Source organism: Streptomyces sp. I05A-00742 (genome assembly GCF_013055795.1).
Taxonomy (GTDB): domain Bacteria; phylum Actinomycetota; class Actinomycetes; order Streptomycetales; family Streptomycetaceae; genus Streptomyces.
The window spans coordinates 1-18,006 of the sequence record NZ_JABETO010000028.1; the positions used below are offsets into that span (position 1 = coordinate 1).

At 72.0% G+C, this 18,006-nt stretch carries 18 protein-coding genes; 13 read left to right on the plus strand and 5 right to left on the minus strand.

The features are described from left to right. Positions 1-495 (minus strand): hypothetical protein (locus HN013_RS23130; protein ID WP_171169293.1); only part of this gene is annotated, 495 nt, incomplete at its 3' end. Between the two features lie 189 nt (positions 496-684). On the opposite strand from HN013_RS23130, the gene dnaE reads away from it, so the two are divergent. Next, positions 685-4,224 carry a DNA polymerase III subunit alpha gene (gene dnaE / locus HN013_RS23135; RefSeq protein WP_171169295.1) on the plus strand — a complete coding sequence of 1,180 codons (3,540 nt, stop codon included), beginning with the start codon at positions 685-687 and terminating at the stop codon, positions 4,222-4,224. A gap of 66 nt (positions 4,225-4,290) precedes the next feature. On the opposite strand, the gene HN013_RS23140 is transcribed toward dnaE, so the two are convergent. Beyond that, the gene (locus tag HN013_RS23140) at positions 4,291-4,452 is read right to left on the minus strand and encodes a hypothetical protein (protein ID WP_171169297.1); all 162 of its coding nucleotides are present in this window, start codon (positions 4,450-4,452) and stop codon (positions 4,291-4,293) included. Between the two features lie 283 nt (positions 4,453-4,735). Here HN013_RS23140 and HN013_RS23145 point away from each other — a divergent pair, with 283 nt between their 5' ends. The 4 genes from HN013_RS23145 (at position 4,736) to HN013_RS23160 (ending at position 8,854) form a co-directional block, all read left to right on the plus strand. Beyond that, positions 4,736-6,010 (plus strand): NYN domain-containing protein, encoded by a 1,275-nt coding sequence (locus HN013_RS23145; RefSeq protein ID WP_171169299.1) that lies wholly within the window; start codon positions 4,736-4,738, stop codon positions 6,008-6,010. 279 nt (positions 6,011-6,289) lie between these two features. Next, complete coding sequence (locus HN013_RS23150; RefSeq protein WP_398980581.1) at positions 6,290-7,228, plus strand: ABC transporter ATP-binding protein; 939 nt, start codon at positions 6,290-6,292, stop codon at positions 7,226-7,228. A 61-nt stretch (positions 7,229-7,289) separates the two neighbouring features. Continuing rightward, complete coding sequence (locus HN013_RS23155; RefSeq protein ID WP_171169303.1) at positions 7,290-8,135, plus strand: ABC transporter permease; 846 nt, start codon at positions 7,290-7,292, stop codon at positions 8,133-8,135. A 77-nt stretch (positions 8,136-8,212) separates the two neighbouring features. Further along, the gene (locus tag HN013_RS23160) at positions 8,213-8,854 is read left to right on the plus strand and encodes an ABC transporter permease (RefSeq protein WP_171169304.1); all 642 of its coding nucleotides are present in this window, start codon (positions 8,213-8,215) and stop codon (positions 8,852-8,854) included. 213 nt (positions 8,855-9,067) lie between these two features. Here HN013_RS23160 and ybaK read toward each other — a convergent pair whose 3' ends face one another. From ybaK to HN013_RS23175, 3 genes are all read right to left on the minus strand, one after another. After that, a complete protein-coding gene (ybaK, locus tag HN013_RS23165; protein ID WP_171169306.1) occupies positions 9,068-9,586 on the minus strand; it encodes a Cys-tRNA(Pro) deacylase in 519 nt (172 codons plus the stop codon). A gap of 17 nt (positions 9,587-9,603) precedes the next feature. Next, the gene (locus HN013_RS23170) at positions 9,604-10,341 is read right to left on the minus strand and encodes an LON peptidase substrate-binding domain-containing protein (protein ID WP_171169308.1); all 738 of its coding nucleotides are present in this window, start codon (positions 10,339-10,341) and stop codon (positions 9,604-9,606) included. Positions 10,342-10,423: 82 nt separating this feature from the next. Further along, positions 10,424-12,028: an oxidoreductase gene (locus tag HN013_RS23175; RefSeq protein WP_171169310.1), complete on the minus strand. Its 1,605-nt coding sequence runs from the start codon at positions 12,026-12,028 to the stop codon at positions 10,424-10,426. A 243-nt stretch (positions 12,029-12,271) separates the two neighbouring features. Here HN013_RS23175 and hisD point away from each other — a divergent pair, with 243 nt between their 5' ends. Genes hisD through hisF form a run of 8 tightly spaced genes read left to right on the plus strand, consistent with a single transcriptional unit; the run spans position 12,272 to position 17,988 of the window. Continuing rightward, entirely contained in the window at positions 12,272-13,621 is a 1,350-nt protein-coding gene (hisD, locus tag HN013_RS23180) for a histidinol dehydrogenase (RefSeq protein ID WP_171169312.1), read from the plus strand. Then, a complete protein-coding gene (locus HN013_RS23185; RefSeq protein ID WP_171169314.1) occupies positions 13,618-14,721 on the plus strand; it encodes a histidinol-phosphate transaminase in 1,104 nt (367 codons plus the stop codon). The genes hisD and HN013_RS23185 overlap by 4 nt, the downstream gene beginning before the upstream one ends. After that, entirely contained in the window at positions 14,718-15,314 is a 597-nt protein-coding gene (gene hisB / locus HN013_RS23190) for an imidazoleglycerol-phosphate dehydratase HisB (RefSeq protein WP_171169316.1), read from the plus strand. Before HN013_RS23185 ends, hisB begins: the two co-directional genes overlap by 4 nt. After that, positions 15,311-15,478 (plus strand): hypothetical protein, encoded by a 168-nt coding sequence (locus HN013_RS23195; protein ID WP_171169318.1) that lies wholly within the window; start codon positions 15,311-15,313, stop codon positions 15,476-15,478. Before hisB ends, HN013_RS23195 begins: the two co-directional genes overlap by 4 nt. Then, entirely contained in the window at positions 15,475-16,113 is a 639-nt protein-coding gene (gene hisH / locus HN013_RS23200) for an imidazole glycerol phosphate synthase subunit HisH (protein WP_171169320.1), read from the plus strand. The genes HN013_RS23195 and hisH overlap by 4 nt, the downstream gene beginning before the upstream one ends. Then, positions 16,110-16,835 (plus strand): bifunctional 1-(5-phosphoribosyl)-5-((5-phosphoribosylamino)methylideneamino)imidazole-4-carboxamide isomerase/phosphoribosylanthranilate isomerase PriA, encoded by a 726-nt coding sequence (gene priA / locus HN013_RS23205; RefSeq protein WP_171169322.1) that lies wholly within the window; start codon positions 16,110-16,112, stop codon positions 16,833-16,835. The genes hisH and priA overlap by 4 nt, the downstream gene beginning before the upstream one ends. Next, positions 16,832-17,236: a RidA family protein gene (locus HN013_RS23210; RefSeq protein ID WP_171169324.1), complete on the plus strand. Its 405-nt coding sequence runs from the start codon at positions 16,832-16,834 to the stop codon at positions 17,234-17,236. The genes priA and HN013_RS23210 overlap by 4 nt, the downstream gene beginning before the upstream one ends. Then, complete coding sequence (gene hisF, locus HN013_RS23215) at positions 17,233-17,988, plus strand: imidazole glycerol phosphate synthase subunit HisF (protein WP_171169326.1); 756 nt, start codon at positions 17,233-17,235, stop codon at positions 17,986-17,988. Before HN013_RS23210 ends, hisF begins: the two co-directional genes overlap by 4 nt. Positions 17,989-18,006 lie beyond the last annotated feature (18 nt).

The following is an 18,006-nucleotide window of genomic DNA, read 5'->3' on the forward strand; positions in this document are numbered from 1 at the left end:
CGCGAGCCGCAGCGGCCGGAAGGCCGCCGCCCCGGTGGCCCGCAGCAGCCGGCCGAGGGCGGCCTCGCCGCGGCCCAGCCAGGCGGCGGCCAGCAGGCCGGCGGCCAGGTGCCCGGCGAGCAGCAGCCAGGGGGACGTGCCGGGTCCGGCGAACCGGGCGAGGGAGCCGCCCGTGCCGCCTCCGCCGCAGATCACGGCGAGCGCGCCGGGGAGGGGACGGCCCCGGCCGTCGTAACAGGTGTCCTGCCCGGTGCGGAGCAGGGTGCCGACGGCCAGTTCCAGGGGGACGAGGAGGGCGGCGATCCGCCCGTACCCGCGCTCCCGCCCGGCCAGCGCGTAGGCCAGGGCGAGGACGCCGGCCGCCACCGCGCCGAGGAGCGGCAGGGGCAGGGGCCGGCCGGAGAGCAGGACCTGGCAGGACGCCGCCAGCAGCAGGCACACGGCCGTGAACAGGGCCGCGCGCAGGGCCCGCGGTCCCGTCGCCGATATGTCCATGAATTCGAGTCTGGCATGTTCTGCCGTAAGCGCTGTTTAAAGGGTGCTTCGTGCTCGAAAATAAGTTCGACGTATCGCCCGTGCCGTGGGCGGCCACCGTGGCCGCCGTGGCTGTCGGAGCGGGCCGGTAACCTTCAGGACTGCCGAGTCGTCCCGCTCCCCCAACCGCCCCGCCGGAGGTCCTCCACCGTGAGCAAGCCGCCCTTCACGCACCTGCACGTCCACACCCAGTACTCGCTGCTGGACGGTGCCGCGCGGCTCAAGGACATGTTCAACGCCTGTCAAGAGATGGGCATGACGCACATCGCCATGTCCGACCACGGCAACCTGCACGGCGCGTACGACTTCTTCCACCAGGCCAAGAAGGCGGAGATCACGCCGATCATCGGCATCGAGGCGTATGTGGCGCCCGAGTCGCGGCGCAACAAGCGGCGTATCCAGTGGGGCCAGCCCCACCAGAAGCGGGACGACGTCTCCGGCTCCGGTGGTTACACCCACAAGACCATCTGGGCGGCCAACAAGACCGGTCTGCACAACCTCTTCCGGCTGTCCTCGGACGCCTACGCCGAGGGCTGGCTCACCAAGTGGCCCCGGATGGACAAGGAGACCATCGCCCAGTGGTCCGAAGGGCTGATCGCCTCCACCGGCTGCCCCTCCGGTGAGCTCCAGACCCGGCTGCGCCTCGGCCAGTACGAGGAGGCCCGCAAGGCGGCGGGCGAGTACCAGGACATCTTCGGCAAGGACCGCTACTTCCTGGAGCTGATGGACCACGGCATCGAGATCGAGCGCCGGGTCCGCGAGGACCTGCTGAAGATCGGCAAGGAGCTGGGCATCCCGCCGCTGGTCACCAACGACTCGCACTACACCTACGCCCACGAGGCGACCGCGCACGACGCCCTGCTGTGCATCCAGACCGGCAAGAACCTCTCCGACCCCGACCGCTTCCGCTTCGACGGCTCGGGCTACTACCTGAAGTCCACGGACGAGATGTACGCCATCGACTCCTCGGACGCCTGGCAGGAGGGCTGCGCCAACACCCGGCTGGTCGCCGAACAGGTCGACACCGAGGGCATGTTCCAGTTCCGGAACCTGATGCCCAAGTTCGACATCCCCGAGGGCTACACCGAGGTCACCTGGTTCCGCGAGGAGACCCTGCGGGGCATGCACCGCCGTTTCCCGGGCGGCATCCCCGAGGACCGCATGAAGCAGGTCGAGTACGAGATGGACACCATCATCTCGATGGGCTTCCCGGGCTACTTCCTCGTGGTCGCCGACTTCATCATGTGGGCCAAGAAGCAGGGCATCGCCGTCGGTCCCGGCCGTGGCTCCGCGGCCGGCTCGATCGTCGCGTACGCGCTCGGCATCACCGACCTCGACCCGATCCCGCACGGTCTGATCTTCGAGCGGTTCCTGAACCCCGAGCGCATCTCGATGCCCGATGTCGACATCGACTTCGACGAGCGCCGGCGCGCCGAGGTGATCCGGTACGTCACCGAGAAGTACGGCGCCGACAAGGTCGCCATGATCGGCACCTACGGCACCATCAAGGCCAAGAACGCGATCAAGGACTCCGCCCGCGTCCTGGGCTACCCCTACGCGATGGGCGACCGCATCACCAAGGCGATGCCCGCCGACGTCCTCGGCAAGGGCATCCCGCTCTCCGGCATCACCGACCCCAAGCACCCGCGCTACAGCGAGGCCGGCGAGGTCCGGTCGATGTACGAGAACGAGCCGGACGTGAAGAAGGTCATCGACACCGCCATGGGCGTCGAGGGCCTGGTCCGCCAGATGGGTGTGCACGCGGCCGGCGTGATCATGTCCAGCGAGACGATCACCGACCACGTCCCGGTCTGGGTCAGGCACTCCGACGGCGTCACCATCACCCAGTGGGACTACCCGAGCTGTGAGTCGCTCGGCCTGCTGAAGATGGACTTCCTCGGCCTGCGCAACCTCACGATCATGGACGACGCCGTCAAGATGGTGAAGGCCAACAAGGGGATCGACATCGATCTCCTCAGCCTGCCGCTCGACGACCCCACGACCTTCGAGCTGCTCCAGCGCGGTGACACCCTCGGCGTCTTCCAGTTCGACGGAGGGCCCATGCGGTCCCTGCTGCGGCTGATGAAGCCCGACAACTTCGAAGACATCTCCGCCGTGTCCGCCCTGTACCGGCCGGGCCCGATGGGCATGAACTCGCACACGAACTACGCGCTGCGCAAGAACGGGCAGCAGGAGATCACGCCGATCCACAAGGAGCTGGAGGAGCCGCTCCAGGAGGTCCTGGCCGTCACCTACGGCCTGATCGTCTACCAGGAGCAGGTCCAGAAGGCCGCCCAGATCATCGCCGGGTACTCGCTCGGCGAGGCCGACATCCTCCGCCGCGTCATGGGCAAGAAGAAGCCCGAGGAGCTGGCGAAGAACTTCGTCCTCTTCCAGAAGGGCGCCCGCGACAAGGGCTACACCGACGAGGCCATCCAGGCGCTGTGGGACGTGCTGGTCCCCTTCGCCGGCTACGCCTTCAACAAGGCCCACTCCGCCGCGTACGGCCTGGTCTCCTACTGGACCGCCTACCTCAAGGCCAACCACCCGGCCGAGTACATGGCGGCGCTGCTCACCTCGGTCAAGGACGACAAGGACAAGTCGGCGACGTACCTCAACGAGTGCCGCCGCATGGGCATCAAGGTGCTCCCGCCGAACGTCAACGAGTCCGAGTCCAACTTCGCCGCGCAGGGCGACGACGTGATCCTCTTCGGCCTCACCGCCGTCCGGAACGTCGGCGCCAACGTCGTCGACTCGATCATCCGCTGCCGGAAGTCCAAGGGGAAGTACACCTCGTTCCCCGACTTCCTGGACAAGGTCGAGGCGGTCGTCTGCAACAAGCGCACCGTCGAATCGCTGATCAAGGCCGGTGCCTTCGACGAGATGGGGCACACCCGCAAGGGCCTCACCGCGCACTACGAGCCGATGATCGACAACGTGGTGCAGGTGAAGCGCAAGGAGGCCGAAGGACAGTTCGACCTGTTCGGCGGCATGGGCGAGGAGGACAGCAGCGAACCCGGCTTCGGGCTCGACGTGGAGTTCTCCGACGTCGAGTGGGAGAAGTCGTACCTGCTCGCGCAGGAGCGGGAGATGCTCGGTCTCTACGTCTCCGACCACCCGCTGTTCGGCATCGAGCACGTCCTCAACGACAAGGCCGACGCCGGGATCAGCCAGCTCACCGGCGGTGACTACGCCGATGGCGCGATCGTCACCATCGGCGGCATCATCTCCGGCCTCCAGCGCAAGATGACCAAGCAGGGCAACGCCTGGGCCATCGCCACCGTCGAGGACCTGGCCGGCTCCATCGACTGCATGTTCTTCCCGGCCACCTACCAGCTGGTCTCCACCCAGCTGGTCGAGGACGCCGTCGTCTTCGTCAAGGGCCGGCTGGACAAGCGCGAGGACATCCCCCGCCTGGTCGCCATGGAGCTGATGGTCCCCGACCTGTCCAACGCGGGCACCAACGCGCCCGTGATCATCTCCATCCCCACGGTGAAGGTCACCCCGCCGCTGGTCGAGCGGCTGGGGCAGGTGCTCACCCACCACCGGGGCTCCACCGAGGTGCGGATCAAGCTCCAGGGGGCGCGCAAGACCACCGTGCTGCGCCTGGACCGGCACCGGGTCAACCCCGACCCCGCGCTCTTCGGTGACCTGAAGCAGCTGCTCGGCCCGTCCTGCCTGGCGGGCTGACCGCCCGTACGACGGAGGGCGCGCCCGCGGGATGCGGGCGCGCCCTCAAACGCATCGAAGCGCCGGTCAGTTGTGACCGAAGCGCTTCTGCCGGCTCTTGTGCGCGACGTCGGCGGGGGTCACCCGTGACGACTGGGCCTCCATGGCCGATTTCTGCGCCTGCTGCTGCCCGCGCTCCGCCTGCGTGGCCTTCTGCTGGCTCCGGTCCTGCTTCTTGTTCTTGGCCATGACTGCTCTGCCTCCACTCCGGATGCCCCCCGGGTGTTTCCGCACAACACCCTGGCACGTGCCGACGGAACGCGCATTTCGGCCAATAACCATGTGTGACAGGGATACTTCTCGGCCGCACCCCGTGTCCGCCACGCCGATGATCCAGTTCGGACTGATAACCCCCGTGCGGTCGGGCAGACTCCTGGGAAAGCCATGTGACATCCGGGGCACTGCCGTGCCGGGGGCGGCTACACATCCAGACGTTCCGGACAATGCTGGACATACGGAGAGAAGGTGCACCGTGGACCGCTGCGTCGTCCTGGTGGACGCCGGGTACCTGCTGGGCGCCGCCGCGAGCCTCCTGGCCGGGGAGCCCGCCCGGTCACGCATCACCGTCGACCATACGACCCTCATCCAGGGCCTGCGCGAACGCGCCGAGGACGACACCCAGCGCCCCCTGTTGCGGATCTACTGGTTCGACGGCGCCCCCGACCGTGTCCCCCAGCCCGAGCACCGCAGGCTGCGCGTGATGCCCCGGGTCACCGTCCGGCTCGGTGCCCTCACCCGCACCGACGGCCGCTGGGCCCAGAAGGGCGTCGACGCGGCCATGCACGCCGAGCTCACCGAGCTCGCCCGCAACCGGGCCTGCTCCGACATCGTCCTGGTGACCGGCGACGGCGATCTGCTGCCCGGCCTGATGTCCGCCAAGGAGCACGGCGTCGCCGTCCACCTCTGGGCCGTCCAGGCCGCCGACGGTGACTACAACCAGTCCGAGGACCTCGTCGCCGAGGCCGACGAACGGCGCGTCCTCGACCGCACCTGGATCACCCGGGCCGTCCGGGCCCGGGAGCTCACCGGGCCCTGCGCCCCCGCCCCCGCCGCCGAGCCCGAGATCGCGGCGATCCTCTCCGCGCCGCTGCCCGAGACCTCCGGCGGGGGGGAGCGGGTCGGCGCCCCGGCCGCCCCCGCCGAGCCGCGCGAGCCCGTCCGCAACGGGGTGCGGGCCGCCCCCGTCCCCGCCGCCGAGCGCACCGACGGGCCCGGCGGCCGGACCGTCCCCACGCCCAAGGACCTCGCCGTCCTCGGCAAAGGGCCCGCCGGGCCGGCCGCGGCCGCCGCCACGTCGTCCGCCCTCGGCCACCCCAACGCCACCCTGCGCTGGTCCTCCGACCGCGGCATGGTCGACCGGGGCACCGGCGGCAACGGCTCCGGGGAGACTCCCGAGATCGCCGCCCTGCCGACGCTCGCCCAGCTCACCAGTGCCGAGCAGCGCTGGGCCGACCGCGAGGAGGACATCACCACCGTCGGTGGTGACCCCTTCGAGGTCGGTCAGGTCTTCGCGCGGCGCTGGACCGAGCGCATCACCGATTCCGTGCACCTTCAGCATCTGTCCACCGAGTACCCGCGTATTCCGCATCGGATCGATGGGGAGTTGCTGCGGTACGCGGCGCGGTTCGGGTTGCTCGCGCACAAGGACGATCAGATCGACGAGCGGGACCGGTATGCGATCCGGGCCGGGTTCTGGCGGGAGATCGATGCTCGGACGGCTGCGGAGCATGCGCCTGCCGGCGATTAGGTGGGGGGTGTGCCCCGGTCCCGCCCCTTCGCCGATTCCTGGGGGCGAGCCCCCGGACCCCCTGAAACCGCGCTCCGCGCGGTTGTCCTCAAACTCTCCCAGAGGGGGCACCCCCAACGGGCTGAGATAGCCCGTCCGGCGTTTGAGGACGCGCGCCGCAGGCGCGCTCGGGGGCAACACCCCACACCCCCGCCGCAGTCGCCACCCGCCGTACGCGTACCCTCATAGCTCGTGAGGATGGGCGCGAAGCAGGCGGCAGGACACGCCGGGGAGCCGGTGGTGTGCTCCGTGCGCGGTCTGGTCAAGACGTACTCGGGGGAGATTCGCGCCAGCGACCGCATTGATCTGGATGTCCACCGCGGTGAGATCTTCGGGCTGCTCGGCCCGAACGGGGCGGGCAAGACGACGCTGGTGCGGCAGCTCACGGGCCTGCTCCGCCCGGACGAGGGCAGTGTGGAGCTGCTGGGGCACGATCTGGTGCGGCACCCGGAGCGGGCGGCGCGGCTGGTGGGGTATCTCGGGCAGCAGTCGAGCGCGCTGGACGAGCTGACGGTGGCGCTGGCGGCGGAGACGACGGGGCGGCTGCGGGGGCTGGGGCTGCGGGAGGCGCGGGCGGAGCGGGATGCCGTGCTGGAGGAGCTGGGTCTGGAGCCGCTCGCGAACCGGGCGTTGAAGAAGCTCTCGGGCGGGCAGCGCCGGCTCGCCTGTTTCGCCGCCACGCGGGTCGGTGAACGCCCGCTGCTCGTCCTGGACGAGCCGACCACGGGGATGGACCCCGTGGCCCGCCGCGCCGTGTGGGCGGCCGTCGACCGGCGGCGCGCCGAGAACGGTGCCACGGTGCTGCTCGTCACCCACAACGTGATCGAGGCCGAGACGGTCCTCGACCGGGTCGCCGTGCTGGAGCGCGGCCGCATCATCGCCTGCGACACGCCCGCCGGGCTCAAGGAGCTCGTCGCCGCCGAGGTGCGGCTCGACCTCGTCTGGCGCGACGCGCCGCCGCTGGACGTCCCCGAGGTCGCGGCGCTCCGCGACACCGCCACCGAGACCGGCCGCCGCTGGTCGCTGCGGCTCGGGCACGCCGAGGCGCGGGCCGCGGTCGCGGCCGTCACCGGCGGTCCCGCGTTCGCGGCGCTCGACGACTTCACCCTGGCCACGCCCAGCCTGGAGGACGTCTACCTCGCGCTGGGCGGCCGAGCGGAGGGGCTGGTGAAGGGTTGAGGGGCCACAGGCATCCGCGGTCGTCCGCCGTCCCGCCCGTACCGAACAGGAGTCGTTCCGCGTGAGTGCTGTGTCCGCAGAAGCGGTGTCCGGGAAGGTCCGGGAGCGGGGCGTGGTCCGGCCCCGGTCCGTCGGCGGGGAAGGCGGGGAACCCGCCCCGCTGGCACCGCGTGCGCGGCTGCTGCCCGCGCTGGCCGCCGTCTACCGGGCGCAGCTCTCGCGCGCCCGGGTGGCGCGGATCCCGCTGCTGTTCGTGGCGACCTTCCAGTCCGTCGGCATCATGATCCTGATGCGCGGTGTCGTGGACGGCGGCGACGAGGCGCGGGCCGTCGTGGCCGGCTCCAGCGTGCTGGTGGTGGCGTTCGTCGCGCTCAACCTGCTGGCCCAGTACTTCGGCCAGCTGCGCGCGAGCGGCGGCCTGGACCACTACGCGACGCTGCCCGTGCCGCCCGCCGCGGTGGTGCTGGGGGCGGCGGGCGCGTACGCGTCGTTCACCGTGCCCGGGACGGCCGTCACGGCTGTCGTGGGCAGCGTCCTGTTCAAGCTGCCGCTGGCGCACCTGTGGGTGCTCGTCGCGGTGATCCCGCTCTCCGGGGCGGCCCTGGCCGGACTCGGCGCGGCCCTCGGGCTGCTCGCGCCGCGGCAGGAGCTGGCGACGCTCCTCGGACAGCTCGGCATGTCGGCGGCGCTGCTGCTCGGCGTGCTGCCGGCCTCGCACATGCCGACGCCGATCGCCCTGGCCCGCGACCTGCTGCCGTCCACCTACGGCGTGGAGGCGCTCGCCCGGAGCTTCGACGCGCGGCCCGACTGGCTGCTCGTGGCCGGGGACCTCGGGGTGTGCGCGGCCGTCGGCGTGGTCTCGCTGGCCGTGGCCACCTGGGCGTACCGCCGGGCGGCAGTGCGGTGACACGCGGGGCCCGGGGGACGCGCCGCGCGTCCCGTCCTGCCGCCGACGCCGCGGCCACGACCTGGCACGATGGCGGGGTGACCGCACCTCTGACGCCGCCCCCGCACGACCAGCCCCCACCCGGCCGCGGAACCCCGGCCACGCACGACGACCGGACCGCAGGGGCGTCCTTCGCCGAAGCGGTGCGCGCCGAGCTGCCGGCGTCGGCCGTCGTCGCGGCGGCCGTGACGGTCTCCGGAGCGCTGTTCGGGCTGCTGTGGGTGTGGCTGGCGCCGCACGTGCCGCTGATCTCCGACGGCAGGGCGGTGTTCCTGCGGAACTCGGAGGGCGAGCAGGCGATCGGCGCGGACGGCACGTTCGCCCTGCTGGGCCTGGGCTTCGGGGCGGTGAGCGCGGCCCTCGTGTTCTGGTTCCGGCGGGCCGGCGGCATCGGTGTGGTCGTCGCCCTCGCGGTGGGCGCGCTGCTGGCGTCGCTGCTCGCCTGGCGGCTGGGCGTCTGGCTGGGTCCGGGCTCCGACGTGGTGGCCCGCGCCAAGTCCGTCGGCAAGGGTGTTGTCTTCGACGCGCCGCTGCGGCTCGGGGCCAAGGGGATGCTGCTGGCCTTTCCGCTGGCGGCGATGGCGGTCCACCTGCTGCTGACAGCGGTGTTCGGACCGCGGGACCCGGAACCGGCCCCGCCGTGGGAGGCGGGTACCGGCCCGGGGACGGCCGACGGCTGAGCCCGTCCGCCGGCCGTCCGCGGGGTCGGTCAGGCCGGCCTGCGGCCGTGGTTCGCCCGGTTCTTCCTCAGTCGCCACTTGCGCTTGCGGGTGCGCTTGGACATGCGTTCCCTCTCCTGGACGGTCGGGTGCCGCATCGGCGCTCCTGTCGTAGCGCGGGACGGCGGCGGCGTCCAGAGGGCGGGTCGTCCCGGCTCACGGGAGGACGAACCCTCACGCCTCCCGGGCGATCTCCGCCACCTTGGCGCCCGTCAGTTCCACCAGCACCTCGGGTGCCAGCTCCACCTCCAGGCCCCGGCGTCCCGCGGACACATGGATCGTCGGGTGGGCGAGCGCGGACGCGTCCAGGGCCGTCGGCAGGCGTTTGCGCCGGCCCAGGGGGGAGATGCCGCCGCGGACGTAGCCGGTGGCGCGCTCGGCGGCCGCCGGGTCGGCCATCGCCGCGCGCTTGCCGCCGGCCGCCGCGGCCAGGGCCTTGAGGTCGAGCGAGCCGGTCACGGGGACGACGGCCACCGTCAGGGCACCGTCCACCTCCGCCACGAGGGTCTTGAAGACCCGTCCGGGGTCGACGCCGAGCGCGTCGGCGGCCTCCTGCCCGTAGGACGCGGTGGCGGGGTCGTGCGCGTAGGCGTGCAGGGAGAAGCGCGCGCCCGCCTTCTCCAGGGCGACGACGGCGGGAGTGCCGCCGGAGGGGGCTCCCGCCCTTCCCGGTTTCCCGGCCTTCCGTGCCACCGTGCCGTCGCCTCCGCTCAGTTGGGGCTGGTCGGCTGCCGGGTGAAGTCCACCGCCGGCAGCGAGGGGAGCTTACCGATCAACGCGGTCTCGGTGCGCAGCAGTTTCAGCTCCTCCGCCAGCCGGGAGGCCGTGTCGGGCGCCTGGAGCAGCCGCTGTTTGGCCGGGACGTCGAGCATGGCCGCCGAGGCGACCAGGTAGGACAGGACGGACGGCTCCTCGGGGATGTCCGCCCGGCCGGCCAGGGACCGCTCGCTCGCCCCCGCCAGCCGCTTCTGGTAGGCGCGGAACGCCCGCAGCACGCCCTCGGCGAGTGCGCCGGCCCCCTCGCCGGGACGTTCCTCCAGCTCCTCCACCTCACCTGTCAGGAAGGGGCCCGAGGCGTCGACGGACAGCAGCCGGAAGCGGGTGGTGCCGGTGGCGAGGACCTCGTACGTGCCGTCCCTGCGCTCCCGCAGGGTGGCGGTCTCCGCGACGCAGCCGACGGCGTGGAAGGCCGCCATGGGGTCGGAGCCGAAGCCCGTCGCGGGACCCGGTTCCGGACGGGGCCCGTCGGGCAGGCCCGGGGCGCTGTGCGCCACCTCCAGGCCGTCGCGGATGGCCACGACGCCGAAGCGGCGCGGCGCGTCCTCGGGCAGTGCCGCGAGGTGGCGCATCATCGCGCGGTACCGCTGCTCGAAGACGTTCAGGGGGAGGACGAGGCCCGGGAACAGCACCGAGTTCAGGGGAAAGATCGGGAGGCGCGCGGTGGTCACAGCCGGTAAGCCTAGGCCCTGTGGGGCGGAGTGTGCTCCCGTCCTTCCGCTTCCCGTCCCCGGGATCGTGTCCCCGCGGTCCTCACTGCCGCCGGAGCAGCCGGGACGCGCCCGCCGCCACCGTGGTGGCCAGCACCCAGCCGACCAGGACGAGCACCGCGGCGAGCCACTGCCCCGCGCCGCTGGTCTTCCAGACCGTGCCCTGCCCGAGGTCGACGACGGGCAGCAGCAGGTCGAGGGTGTAGAGCGCCGCGTTCCAGGTGGGGGCGCCCTCCTGCGGCTTCACCGGGGGCAGCGGATGGTCGGAGAACCAGAGCGTGCCGAGCGCCCACAGCACGGCCATCCACAGCGCCGCCCGGCCGGGGCGGTACCCGTAGGCGACCGTCCAGTCCTGGAGATAGCCCCACGCCTTGCCGGCCACCGGCAGCGTCTCACGGCGGCGGCGCTGCTTGGCGAGCAGCACCGCGCGGGCGTCGGTGTCCTCGCCGCTGTCCCGCAGGGCGGCGGCCAGGCACTCGTAGGGCTCGGGGGCGTACTCGGGGGTGGCGGCGGCCACCCACTCCAGCCGCCGGGCGAGCGGGAAGGAGCCGTGCGGTATCAGCGTCTCGTACGAGAACCCGGCCATCACCAGCCCGCCGGGACCGGGCCAGCTGTCCCAGCGGTCGACCAGGTTGACCACCCGGGCGCCGGACAGCACCACCCGCCCGCTCTCCGGCCGCTCGCCCAGGAAGCGCAGCTCCGGCGTCTGGACCCGGCGCAGCGACAGCTCCTGGTCGCCCGTCATCACCAGCCGGGCCCGGCTGAAGTCCACGGCGTCCCCGAACCGGCCGTCGTCCAGCCGGATCCCGCCCTCGCAGCTGAAGCTCCGCAGCCGTGTCCCGTGCTCGGGGGTGGAGGGGGAGATGCCGTACGGGGGAGTGGCGCCCGACATGACCGGGCCCGCGTCGGCGGCGGGCGTGAGGTAGACGGTCCGCTCGACGGTGAGCTGCGGGGCGTTGAGCGCCCGGCGGCCGAAGGGGTTGCTCAGGGTGGTGCCGCGCAGGCTGAGCGAGGCGCCTATCTTCGCGCCGCGCAGGCTCAGCTCCCCGTAGGCCCGGGCCAGCTCGGCCTGGAGGTCCTGGCCGACGGTCAGCCCGTCGGCGGCGATGGACACGCCGCGCCGGTCACGGCGCACCACGGCCTGGTTGAGCAGCAGGTCGGTGCCGACCCGGGCGTCGGTGAGCCGGATGCCGCGCCGGACGACGCAGCGCGGCAGGTGCAGATCGCCCTCGGTGTGCAGCCGGGCGGCCTCCAGCCGGGGGAGGGCGCAGCCGACCAGCCGTAGCGTGGTGAAGCGGCACTCGGGCAGCAGTACCTGCTGCTCGAAGCGGCAGTTCTGCATCTCGACGTAGGGCACGACCGTGCCGCCGGAGAGGTCGAGCAGACCGGTGATCTGCACCCCGTTGAGCTTGAGCGCCGGCACCCGGCCGGGCAGCGCGGGCGGGCCGTCGAGCAGCAGCAGGGCGAGCACCCCGGCGCGCACGCTGCGGTCGGGGCCCCAGGTCCACGGTCCGCCGGGGTCGTTCTGCTCGGGGTGGGGGGTGCGCAGGTCGTGGGTGGTGCCGGTGCGGAAGGCCCGCCACATGCCCTCTTCCGCGGCGGTGAGCTCCAGGCCGGGGGGCGGTTCCCCGTCGGGCGACGTGGTCACGGTTCCCTCCCTCGTGAGTGCTCGGGTGCGGGCACCCGTACCTCTGGACGTACCGGACCTCATGTACGTACTGGCTCGATGCCCGGTGGGTGACAGCTTGAACACGCACAGTGCGCAAACTTTGTCGGCCCTCCTTCAGGTGCCCGGCCCGGCCGCCATGGAGTGAAGATCGATTCCCGGCCGGCGTATCACTGGGTGGTACGGAGAGCGGTGCGGCGGGACGGGTCTGAGACAATTGGCCATGTGATCTCCCGAATCGATCTGCGCGGCGGCGCCGTCACCGACGGCACCATCGACCGCGACCTGCTGCCCCGAGCCGAACTCGACGTCGAGGCCGCCCTGGAGAAGGTGCGGCCCATCTGCGAGGACGTGCATCATCGCGGGACGGCGGCACTGATCGACTACGCGGAGAAGTTCGACGGCGTGACGATCGACCGGGTGCGCGTCGCCCCGGAGGCGATCGAGCGGGCCCTGGCCGAACTCGACCCGGCAGTGCGCGCCGCCCTGGAGGAGTCCATCCGCCGCGCCCGCCTCGTCCACCGCGAGCAGCGCCGCACCGACAAGACCGTCACCGTCGTGCCCGGCGGCACGGTCACCGAGCGCTGGGTGCCCGTCGAGCGCGTCGGCCTGTACGTGCCGGGCGGCAACGCCGTCTACCCGTCGTCCGTCGTGATGAACGTGGTGCCCGCGCAGGAGGCCGGTGTCGCCTCGCTGGCGGTCTCCTCCCCGCCGCAGAAGGACTTCGGCGGTCTCCCGCACCCGACCATCCTCGCCGCCTGCGCCCTGCTCGGCGTGGACGAGGTGTACGCGGCCGGCGGCGCCCAGGCGATCGCCATGTTCGCCTACGGCACCGACGAGTGCCGGCCCGCGCAGCTGGTCACCGGCCCCGGCAACATCTGGGTCGCCGCCGCCAAGCGGCTGCTCAAGGGCCGGATCGGCATCGACGCCGAGGCCGGTCCGACCGAGATCGCGATCCTCGCCGACGACACCGCCGACGCCGCGCACGTCGCCGCCGACCTGATCAGCCAGGCCGAGCACGACACGCTGGCCGCCGCCGTCCTCGTCACGCCCTCCGAGGCGCTCGCCGAGGCCGTCGAGGCCGAGCTGAAGACCCAGGTCGCCGCCACCAAGCACACCGGGCGCATCACCGAGGCGCTGGCCGGCCGGCAGTCCGGCATCGTCCTCGTCGACGACCTCGACCAGGGCCTCGCCGTCGTCGACGCCTACGCCGCCGAGCACCTGGAGATCCAGACCGCCGACGCCTCCGCCGTCGCCGCCCGGGTCCGCAACGCCGGAGCGGTCTTCGTCGGGCCGTACGCGCCCGTCTCGCTCGGCGACTACTGCGCCGGCTCCAACCACGTCCTGCCCACCGGCGGCTGCGCCTGCCACTCCTCCGGCCTGTCCGTGCAGTCGTTCCTGCGCGGCATCCACGTCGTGGACTACAGCCGAGACGCGCTCGCCGAGGTCACCCACCACGTGGTGACACTGGCCGAGGCGGAGGACCTGCCGGCGCACGGCGCGGCGCTCAAGGCGCGTTTTGCCGGAGGCGAACCGGACCAGCGCAGCGAACGGAAGGTTCCGAACGGCAAGTGACAAGGATCGACGACCTCCCTATCCGGGACGAACTGCGCGGCATGTCCCCGTACGGCGCCCCCCAGCTCGACGTCCCCGTCCGCCTGAACACCAACGAGAACCCGCACCCGCTGCCCGAGCCCCTGGTCGCCCGTATCGCCGAGCGCGTCGCCGAGGCCGCCCGGCACCTCAACCGCTACCCCGACCGGGACGCGGTCGAGCTGCGCACCCGGCTCGCCGAGTACCTCACCCGCACCGGCGGCCACAAGGTCGCGCGCGAGAACATCTGGGCCGCCAACGGCTCCAACGAGGTCATCCAGCAGCTGCTCCAGACCTTCGGCGGACCCGGCCGCACCGCGATCGGCTTCGAGCCCTCGTACTCGATGCACGCCCTGATCTCCCGCGGCACCGGCACCGGCTGGCTCTCCGGCCCGCGCCGGGACGACTTCACCATCGACGTCGAGACCGCCGAGCGGGCCATCGCCGAGCACCGGCCCGACGTCGTCTTCGTCTGCTCGCCCAACAACCCCACCGGCACCGCCGTCGACGCGGAGACCGTGCTGCGGCTGTACGACGCGGCGCAGGCGGCCAAGCCGTCGATGGTCGTGGTCGACGAGGCGTACGGCGAGTTCAGCCACCGCCCCTCGCTGCTGCCCCTGATCGAGGGCCGGCCGAACCTGGTCGTCTCGCGGACGATGTCCAAGGCGTTCGGCGCGGCCGGGCTGCGCCTGGGCTACCTGGCCGCCGATCCCGCGGTGGTGGACGCCGTCCAGCTGGTCCGGCTGCCGTACCACCTCTCGTCCGTCACCCAGGCGACCGCCCTCGCGGCGCTGGAGTACACGGACACGCTGCTCGGCTATGTCGAGCAGCTCAAGGCCGAACGCGACCGCCTGGTCGCCGAGCTGCGCGCCATGGGCTGCGAAGTGACCGCGTCCGACGCGAACTTCGTGCAGTTCGGGGTGTTCGAGGACGCGCACGCGGCCTGGCAGGCCATCCTCGACCGGGGCGTCCTGGTCCGGGACAACGGCGTGCCCGGCAGGCTGCGGGTCACCGCGGGCACCCGCGAGGAGAACGACGCGTTCCTCGACGCGGTGCGCACCGTCATGAAGGAGAACCGATGAACCACCGCGTGGGTCGCATCGAGCGGACCACCAAGGAGACGTCCGTCCTCGTCGAGATAGACCTCGACGGGACCGGACAGGTCGACGTGTCGACGGGTGTCGGCTTCTACGACCACATGCTCGACCAGCTCGGCCGGCACGGCCTGTTCGACCTCACCGTCAAGACCGATGGCGACCTGCACATCGACACCCACCACACCATCGAGGACACCGCCCTCGCGCTGGGTGCCGCCTTCCGGCAGGCGCTCGGCGACAAGGTGGGCATCTACCGCTTCGGCAACTGCACGGTCCCGCTGGACGAGTCGCTGGCCCAGGTGACCGTCGACCTCTCCGGCCGTCCGTACCTGGTGCACACCGAGCCCGAGAACATCGCGCCGATGATCGGCACCTACGACACGACGATGACCCGGCACATACTGGAGTCCTTCGTCGCCCAGGCGCAGATCGCCCTGCACGTCCACGTGCCGTACGGGCGCAACGCGCACCACATCGTGGAGTGCCAGTTCAAGGCGCTGGCGCGGGCGCTGCGGTACGCGTGCGAGCGCGACCCGCGGGCCGCCGGAATTCTCCCCTCCACGAAGGGCGCGCTGTGAACGGCATCTCCACCGCGCTGATCCTGGTCGGGCTCTTCCTCATCGGCGGCATCGTCTCCTTCGTCAAGCAGGGCATGCCCAAGGGCGTCATCGTGCTGCTCGGCATCGGGGCCGCGATGGCTCTGACCGCCGGAGTGATGCGGATCGAAAGCCTGTGGTCATGAGCGCAAAGAAAGTCGTCGTCTTCGATTACGGGTTCGGCAATGTCCGGTCCGCCGAGCGGGCCCTCGCGCATGTCGGCGCCGATGTCGAGATCACCCGCGACTTCGACCGGGCGATGAACGCCGACGGTCTCCTCGTCCCCGGCGTCGGCGCGTTCGCGGCCTGTATGCAGGGGCTGCGGGACGCCCGCGGGGAGTGGGTCATCGGCCGCCGGCTGTCCGGCGGCCGCCCGGTGATGGGCATCTGCGTCGGGATGCAGGTCCTCTTCGCCCGGGGCATCGAGCACGGCGTCGAGACCGACGGCCTGGACGAGTGGCCGGGCACGGTCGAGCCGCTGAAGGCGCCCGTCGTCCCGCACATGGGCTGGAACACGGTCGCGCCCGCCGAGGGCTCCACGCTCTTCGCCGGACTGGACGCGGACACCCGGTACTACTTCGTCCACTCCTACGCCGTCCGCGAGTGGACCCTCGACGTCACCAACGAGGCCATCCGGCCGCCCCTGGTGACCTGGGCCGAGCACGGTGAACCGTTTGTCGCCGCCGTCGAGAACGGCCCGCTGTGGGCCACCCAGTTCCACCCCGAGAAGTCCGGCGACGCCGGATCCCAGCTCCTCACCAACTGGATCGGAACCCTGTGAGCACTCTCGAACTCCTCCCCGCCGTCGACGTCCGTGACGGCCAGGCCGTGCGGCTGGTCCATGGCGAGTCGGGCTCCGAGACCTCGTACGGCGACCCGCTGGCCGCCGCCCGCGCCTGGCAGAGCGCCGGGGCCGAGTGGCTGCACCTCGTCGACCTGGACGCCGCCTTCGGCACCGGCGACAACCGGGCACAGATCGCCGAGGTCGTCCGCGCCATGGACATCAAGGTCGAGCTCTCCGGCGGCATCCGTGACGACGCCTCGCTGGCCGCCGCCCTCGGCACCGGCTGCACCCGCGTCAACCTCGGCACCGCCGCGCTGGAGAGCCCCGAGTGGGTGGCCCGCGTCATCGCCGAGCACGGCGACCGGATCGCCGTCGGCCTCGACGTCCGCGGCACCACCCTGCGCGGCCGCGGCTGGACCCGCGACGGCGGCGACCTCTACGAGACGCTGGCCCGCCTCGACTCCGAGGGCTGCGCCCGCTACGTCGTCACCGACATCGCCAAGGACGGCACCCTCCAGGGCCCCAACCTGGAGCTGCTGAAGAACGTCTGCGCCGCCACCGACAAGCCCGTCGTGGCCTCCGGCGGCGTCTCCTCCCTTGACGATCTGCGGGCAATCGTGACCCTGGTACCTGAGGGCGTCGAAGGAGCGATCGTCGGCAAGGCCCTCTACGCCAAGGCGTTCACCTTGGAAGAGGCCCTGGAGGCAGTGTCCGTATGAGCGAAACCCCGGCTCCGCAGCGCGTGCAGACAGACAGTCCCTGGGAAGCGTCCATCGGCTTCGCGCGTGCCGTGGCGGCCGGGGACCGGGTGCACGTCGCCGGGACGATGCCGCTGGTGAACGGCGTCCTCCAGGGCGAGGGCGACCCGTACGAGCAGGCCCTCGCCGCCTTCGGCAACGCGCTCGACGCGCTGAAGGAGTTCGGCCTGGGCCCCGAGTCCGTCGTGCGCACCCGGATGTACCTCACTCACGCGCGGGACGTGGACGCGGTCGGCCGCGCCCACAAGGAGCTCTTCGACGGCGTCCGGCCCGCCGCGACCATGGTCGTGGTGTCCGGCTTCGTCGACTCGCGCGTCCTGGTCGAAGTAGAAGTAGAAGCATTCAGAGGAGCATCGGCGTGACCCTCGCCGTCCGAGTCATCCCCTGCCTGGACGTGGACAACGGCCGCGTCGTCAAGGGGGTCAACTTCCAGAACCTGCGCGACGCGGGCGATCCCGTCGAAATGGCCCGCCTCTACGGGCAGGAGGGCGCCGACGAGCTCACCTTCCTCGACATCACCGCCTCCTCCGGCAACCGCGAGACCACCTACGACGTGGTGCGCCGCACCGCCGAGCAGGTCTTCATCCCGCTGACCGTCGGTGGCGGCGTCCGCACCGCCGACGACGTCGACAAGCTGCTCCGTGCCGGTGCCGACAAGGTCGGCGTCAACACCGCCGCCATCGAACGGCCCGATCTCGTGCGGGAGATCGCCGAGCGGTTCGGACGGCAGGTCCTCGTGCTCTCCGTCGACGCGCGGCGGACCGCGTCCGGGTCCTTCGAGGTCACCACGCACGGTGGGCGGCGGGGGACCGGGCTCGACGCGGTCGAGTGGGCGCATCGGGCGGCGGAGCTCGGGGCGGGGGAGATCCTGCTCAACTCGATGGACGCTGACGGGACGAAGGATGGGTACGACACGGAGATGATTGCCGCTGTGCGGCGGCATGTGTCGGTACCCGTCATTGCCAGTGGTGGGGCCGGCAAGCTTGCCGATTTCGCGCCGGCGGTGGCTGCCGGTGCGGATGCGGTGCTTGCGGCGTCGGTGTTCCACTTCGGTGATCTGCGGATCGGGGAGGTGAAGGGGGCGCTGCGGGATGCGGGGCATCCTGTGCGGTGAGTTTGCCCCGGACCCGCC